6 protein-coding genes are annotated in these 5,309 nt (G+C 57.0%); 4 read left to right on the forward strand and 2 right to left on the reverse strand.

The annotated features are described in order from the left end of the window. Positions 1-1,025 (reverse strand): FAD:protein FMN transferase (locus ACI38B_RS03880; RefSeq protein ID WP_439729599.1); only part of this gene is annotated, 1,025 nt, incomplete at its 3' end. A gap of 486 nt (positions 1,026-1,511) precedes the next feature. Further along, positions 1,512-1,976, reverse strand: coding sequence for a YbaK/EbsC family protein (locus ACI38B_RS03885; RefSeq protein ID WP_439729600.1), 465 nt, complete (start codon positions 1,974-1,976; stop codon positions 1,512-1,514). Positions 1,977-2,300: 324 nt separating this feature from the next. Here ACI38B_RS03885 and ACI38B_RS03890 point away from each other — a divergent pair, with 324 nt between their 5' ends. The 4 genes from ACI38B_RS03890 (at position 2,301) to ACI38B_RS03905 (ending at position 5,280) form a co-directional block, all read left to right on the forward strand. Continuing rightward, a complete protein-coding gene (locus tag ACI38B_RS03890) occupies positions 2,301-2,753 on the forward strand; it encodes a type IV pilin protein (protein ID WP_439729601.1) in 453 nt (150 codons plus the stop codon). Positions 2,754-2,959: 206 nt separating this feature from the next. Next, a complete protein-coding gene (locus ACI38B_RS03895; protein WP_439729602.1) occupies positions 2,960-3,496 on the forward strand; it encodes a type IV pilin protein in 537 nt (178 codons plus the stop codon). A gap of 404 nt (positions 3,497-3,900) precedes the next feature. Then, positions 3,901-4,341, forward strand: a complete 441-nt coding sequence (locus ACI38B_RS03900; RefSeq protein WP_439729603.1) for a type IV pilin protein — start codon at positions 3,901-3,903, stop codon at positions 4,339-4,341. 543 nt (positions 4,342-4,884) lie between these two features. Next, a complete protein-coding gene (locus tag ACI38B_RS03905; RefSeq protein WP_439729604.1) occupies positions 4,885-5,280 on the forward strand; it encodes a type IV pilin protein in 396 nt (131 codons plus the stop codon). Positions 5,281-5,309 lie beyond the last annotated feature (29 nt).

Genomic DNA, 5,309 nt, shown 5'->3' on the forward strand with positions numbered 1-5,309 from the left:
CGCGCCGAGCCCGATACCGCAGGTGCGGCGGCGGTTGCGGCGGGTCCAGCGGTTGTGGCGGCGGTTGCGGCGGGTTCGGCGGCATCGGCGGCGGCGGTGATTCCGCCGGGTCCGGCAGTGACGGTGTCAGCAGATTCGGCAGTGGTGGCAGTGACAGCGTAATCGTGATCATCGGCGCTGGAATCAACGGCAATCATGCTTCTTGTCGTCTCGACGGCATCACCGTTTCTCGGTGTCACCGCCAATCTTCCCGCGGAAACAGGCGAAGGAACAGCCACCCATGCTGCGCTCACGCCATGCGCGGGTTGCCCGTCGATGGCGTTCAACAAGTGATGCAGTTCGTCGTGCGCGGCTCCCCAATGCCGTCGACTTGGCGCCGACGCGCAGAACGATCCGCTTGCCATGTGTGCAATGCCTATTGCGTTCGCCGTATCTGCCGGGTCTTCCAGCCCGATCGACACCGGTCGTGCGGCATCGGGAATGTTGATTGCCATGTCGCCGCCGGCATCAATCAGCCATTCAGCGCTGATGATTGTGCGCAATCGCCGAGCCAACAAATCCACAAGGTAGCCTTTCCCGCACGCCCCGAAATCAAGATGCACCGCGCGATGTGCCAACAGCGTTGTGCCGTGCCGTTCCACGTCGCCTCGCCATGTGGGTCGACCGTGGATGCTGCCGGTATGCTCGCGCGCGTTCCGCTCGACGGTGAAGGTCATGTCGGCACCGTAGCCGAGCCGAATCAGATCCTCACCCACACAAGGGTCAATCGCCCCGCGGCTCGCGGAATCCAGCGCATCATAAAGCTCAAACAGCGGCCACGACCAGTCGGGGAAATCGAAGGAACCGCCACGGGCAGCCGCCGCCATGCGACCGACCAGGGAATCCGAGCGGAACCGGGAAAGCGTGGCATCGTATTCATCGATGAACGATTGCAGATCGCGCTTCAACGTGGGGCCGATCGCCCGCGCGCTCCGCACGATGATACCGGTGCCCAGCGCTTCCGGGAATGCTGTGATGTGTGGCATCCGCTCTTGCAATTCACTCATGCCGACCATCGTACAAGCCGCGCGCGGGTATGGGAATGGGGGAGTGGGGAGTGAGCGGGTGGGGAGGTGATGGCGGGTAAGAATCGTGAGCGGGTAGCAGTGGGATGACAAGTAGATTGCGGGCGGCTGCGGGCGGTACTGGGCGGATGCGGGCGGCGTTGTGTGAGCGTGGGCTCACAGGGTGGGGTGTTTGTGGGCTGGATTGGGTTTGCGCGGGAGCTGTGCGTGGCGTTGTGTGAGCGAATCCTCGCATTGTCGCCGGTCGGGCGGTCCGGGTGGCTGGATTCGGTCGTTCCGGCCGTGGGTGTGTGCGCCGATGCTCACACGATGACGTCTCCGGGACGGTCAGACGGCTGATTCCGTCTGCTTCGGCTTAGGTGTGTGAGCGTGGGCTCACACGAAGACACCGACACCTCTCTGGGGATTGGTTTTGTGTCGGCGGGTCGCGTAGCACCGTCGTGCGCGCTACTCCTTGCACACGTCGACCCAGTCGTCGGCGCCGGAGACATCGTAGAGTTCGTCGGGCGTGAGCTTCACCGCGCTGTGGTCGTCGCCGCCCGCGGGGTAGACGGTGTCGAATTCGCGCAAGCTGCGGTCGAGGTAGACGTGCACGCCGTCCTTGATGCCGAAGGGGCACACGCCGCCCGGTTCGTGCCCGATATACGAGTCCACTTCGCCGAAGGGGATCATGCTTGCTTTGCTGTGGAAGGTGGCCTTGTACTTGCGATTGTCGACGCGCGCGGTGCCTTTGGTGACGATGATGATCGGCTGGCCGTCAAGCAGGAACGACAAGGATTTCGCGATGCGTTCGGGTTGCGTGCCGAGCGCCTGTGCCGCTTCGGCGACGGTGCCGCTGGCGGCTTCCAGCACGATGATTCGATCGCCGTACCCGTGTGATGTCAAATAATCGTGCGCGTTGTCGAAAGACATGCCTGCTCCTTGTCTGTGGTTGTGCGGTGGTTGTGCGGCCGGTCGGGTGCGGCGCGATGGCCGAGCATACCCCCGTGACTGCAACCGTTTGCATGCATACTGTTGTATACAGGGAATCGGCCTGTCGTGTAAAGCTGCAGTGAACGGAATGTTGTTGTAGACACGCCGGCGAACCCGCTATTTGTGAAGATTTTCAATTCGTCAAACGTTTGACTTCGGGGGTACAAGCAATCGTTTGCATGCAAAGGGTGTATGATGGAGTTACTTTGCAGGTTCGTTGGTGAGCCAGTGAAGAACGAAGAACCTTATTGTAAGGAGAGAATCATGAAGAGTGTTCAGAACGCACTGAACCGTCGTAAGAAGGGCGAGAAGGGCTTCACCCTGGTGGAGCTGCTCGTCGTCGTGATCATCATCGGCATCTTGGCCGCTGTCGCTGTCCCGATTTACCTGAACCAGCGCAAGTCCGCGTGGAAGTCCTCCGTCGAGTCCGATGTCAAGAACGCGTCGCTGGTGCTGGAGACGGAGTCCACGAATAATAATGGAAAGCTCGAAACTTCTTGGGGCAAGACGTGCACTGGCCCTACAGGCTGCACAATCGGTACCGATAACCAGAAGATTACGGTTTCTACCGGCAACACTCTTGACATTACGATTAAAAACAATCAGTATGTCATCACTGGTCACAACGAGAACATCACTACTGGCGATCAGTATTGCAACTACACGTCCTCGGACGGCACCATGAGCTGGGCGTCCGCAAAGACGACGCTTAGCTGACGCTGAAGAAGATTGAAGTTCTGCCCCGTGCGCTGTATTGCGTGCGGGGCAGAATTTTTGCTATTTGTGAAGATTTCCAATTCGTCAAACGTTTGACTTGGCTGTATGTGCAATCGTTTGCACCAACAGGGTGTATGATGGAATCACTTTGCTGGTTCGTTGGTGAACCGGCAAGGAAAGAAGAACCTTGTTCTAAGGAGAGAATTATGAAGAGTGTTCAGAACGCACTGAATCGTCGTAAGAAGGGCGAGAAGGGCTTCACGCTGGTGGAGCTTCTGGTCGTCGTGATTATCATCGGCATCCTTGCCGCCGTGGCTGTGCCGATTTACCTGAACCAGCGCAAGTCCGCGTGGAAGTCCTCCGTCGAGTCCGATGTGAAGAACGCGTCGCTCGCAATCGAGACCGCGACCACTGAGAGCAACGGTAAGATTCCTGCGGTTAACGGTACATATACGAATGATTCAAACAAGACGGGTGCTAAAGGCAAGTGGACCCTGGGATCCACTTCGCAGGAAATCACTGTCACCAAGGACAACACGATTACGATTGCTGTTGATACCGCCAACAACACATATACGATCACAGGCGAGAACAGCAATCTGGATAAGACCAAGGACGGTACCTGCGAGTATAACTCTGACAAAGGCACCATTACTTGGACAAAGGCGACGGCAGGTACTGGCACTGGTGACAAGGCAGGTACTGGCACTGGTGACAAGGCAGGTACTGGCACTGGTGAGTGAGACGTGACTGAGTATGACTCCGTGATGGACTTTCGGTCTTAACTCTGATAATGCTGGTTTAGAAACCGCATGGGATTGATGTCTGTCGTTGGGTAGTCTCTGTTACAGAAGTTTGGCCCCGCACGTTGTATGCGTGCGGGGCCAAACTGTTTCTAGTCGGCTGTCTCGTGCGACCGCCGGTATTGCCGCCGAATCCGGGTGTCAGATGCAGTCACCAAGCAAGGCTGCCGTTCGTACGTATGCCACGCACCAACATCACGACACGCGCATGACAGAAACGGCATCACGTCAAACGTTTGACGTCTTTTCGCGTGGCAATGCTGCCATATCATAGAAAGTGAAACCGGCGTTCTGCTGGCTGATGAAGAAGAGAGTCTTAATAACCGTCGAAACAGGAGAGAACCGTGAAGAGTGTTCAGCATGCTTTGGATCGTCGTCGAAACGGTGAGAAGGGCTTCACACTGGTGGAGCTGCTCGTCGTCGTGATCATCATCGGCATCCTGGCCGCTGTCGCCGTGCCGATTTACCTGAACCAGCGCAAGTCCGCGTGGCGCGCGTCGGTGGAATCTGACGTGAAGAACGCGTCGCTCGCACTGGAAACCTATTCCACTCAACACAATGGCTCTTTCAAGGGCATTACTCCCCCTGCGGACGGATTCACTACCGGCAAGGGTAAGCTCGGTGATCAAGACATCACGGTTTCTGCGGACAATACCATTAAGGTGACAATTGCTTCCGATGGCAACAGCTACACCATCAAGGGCAACAACTCTAACGTGACCGGTAGTGGTAGCGTCTGCACGTATAGCTCTACCGACGGCACCATGTCTTGGGGCGACAAGTGAGTTCAAAGTAGATTACAGGCGGCACTATCGCAAGCCCTTATTCCGGTTTTGGCCCCACACGTGTTATGGCGTGTGGGGCCAAACTGTATCTAGGCAACTGTCTTACGCAGCCACCGGCATTGCCGCCGGATCCGTTTGTCAGACGCAGTCACACCAAGTAAGGCGGCATAGGGGAGCCAAGGTTATTGCTGAGAATCTTCGCAGGCGTTGCAATCGTATGCGTGTCGGGGGTGTCGGGGCGTTGGGTTGATGCTCATGTCTTCTCGAAGCCGGGCGTAGCCAGCTTTCCGTACGGTGTGGGGCTGTCGTTTGCGAGTATGCCATGTACGCGTACGTCGACGGATGACAGGAGATTCCGGATCCCGCCATTTCACCGAGTGTTCCGGTCGGCTGCGCATGTCATTGAATGCGTGACGGGACGGTATGTCTACAGCAGTGGCCTCAGTTCCGGCAAACACACGATTCGTGTATGATAGTAGTATCTTCGGCGACTCACAGTGAGTCAAAAGGAGATATCAAGTTTTCACCCCGAGGAAGGAGTGTATGATGACAAGCGTTCGACATGCACTGAATCGTCGTAAGAATGGTGAGAAGGGCTTCACGCTGGTGGAGCTGCTCGTCGTGGTCATCATCATCGGCATCCTGGCCGCTGTGGCCGTGCCCATTTACCTGAACCAGCGTAAGTCCGCGTGGCGTTCCTCTGTCGAGTCTGATGTGAAGAACGCGTCGCTGGTGCTGGAGACAATCGCCGAGGACAACAACGGGAAGATTGTCGTACCAAAGGGTGGGTTTACGTGCCCTCCCGCGTGCTATGTCAGTGTCAATGAAAAAGCCCCCGGTACGTTGAATATCTATAAAGACGATCATGATAATGGCCAAAAGATTGTAGTGTCGAAAGATAATAAATTAAAGGGGCCTTTCGCTGTTTGGTGTGGGTGAGTGGGTCGGGGGGTGGTGGTGCTGGTCGG

Source organism: Bifidobacterium sp. (assembly GCF_051876855.1).
Classification (GTDB): domain Bacteria; phylum Actinomycetota; class Actinomycetes; order Actinomycetales; family Bifidobacteriaceae; genus Bifidobacterium.

Coding starts and splice junctions, on each gene's coding strand:
- ACI38B_RS03890 (WP_439729601.1), top strand. CDS start 2,301: ATGAAGAGTGTTCAGAACGCACTGAACCGTCGTAAGAAGGGCGAGAAG.
- ACI38B_RS03895 (WP_439729602.1), top strand. CDS start 2,960: ATGAAGAGTGTTCAGAACGCACTGAATCGTCGTAAGAAGGGCGAGAAG.
- ACI38B_RS03885 (WP_439729600.1), bottom strand. CDS start 1,976: ATGTCTTTCGACAACGCGCACGATTATTTGACATCACACGGGTACGGC.
- ACI38B_RS03905 (WP_439729604.1), top strand. CDS start 4,885: ATGATGACAAGCGTTCGACATGCACTGAATCGTCGTAAGAATGGTGAG.